The organism is Staphylococcus sp. GDX8P54P (genome assembly GCF_017893165.1).
GTDB classification, from domain to species: Bacteria; Bacillota; Bacilli; order Staphylococcales; family Staphylococcaceae; genus Staphylococcus; species Staphylococcus borealis.
On the sequence record NZ_JAESMM010000089.1, the window covers coordinates 1 to 642 of the forward strand.

The following is a 642-nucleotide window of genomic DNA, read 5'->3' on the forward strand; positions in this document are numbered from 1 at the left end:
ACCATTTTTACCTATATTCTCTTTTAATCCTTTAATAGAAGACCAATTAATCTGTAATCCAGGGGCTACCACTAAAAATTCGTAACTAACGACCGAATTATCTCCTAAAATAATGCTATTGTTTTCAGGTTGAAAGCTTGAAACAGCATTTTTTATCCATTGAACACCTTCAGGCATAACACTTTTCATATCTTTACGAGAACTTTTTAAACTCGATACCCCAGCACCAACCAAAGTCCATAACGGTTGATAATAATGATATTCAGCCGGGTCTATAATTGCTATTTTTCCTTTTAAGCTTTGATTTTTTCTTAATAGTCTTGATGCCACGGTAATACCTGCTGTACCGCCACCTACAATAACAATTTGATAATACTTACTCATTTTTCCACACCCTTAAATTATTTTAATGATTCTGGAAAATCTTGATAGCCTTCTCTAATATTCACGACATTTTCAAATCCTTTATTTTCTAAGATACCTACTGCGATTGAACTTCTAACACCTGACTGACAATGTACGTATATTTTATCCTCTTTATTAAATGGAATATTTTCATTTAATAATTTACCATGCGGAATATTGACTGCTTGATCTAAGTGCCCATTATTCCACTCTTCTTCATTACGTACGTCGAGTACA

1 protein-coding gene and 1 pseudogene are annotated in these 642 nt (G+C 33.0%); both read right to left on the reverse strand.

Going from position 1 to position 642, the window contains the following annotated elements:
* A pseudogene (gene sqr, locus KA909_RS13385) lies at positions 1-384 on the reverse strand (type II sulfide:quinone oxidoreductase Sqr); the annotation flags it as partial.
* 17 nt (positions 385-401) lie between these two features.
* A partial coding sequence (locus KA909_RS13390) for a rhodanese-like domain-containing protein (RefSeq protein ID WP_210130336.1) occupies positions 402-642 on the reverse strand: 241 nt, incomplete at its 5' end.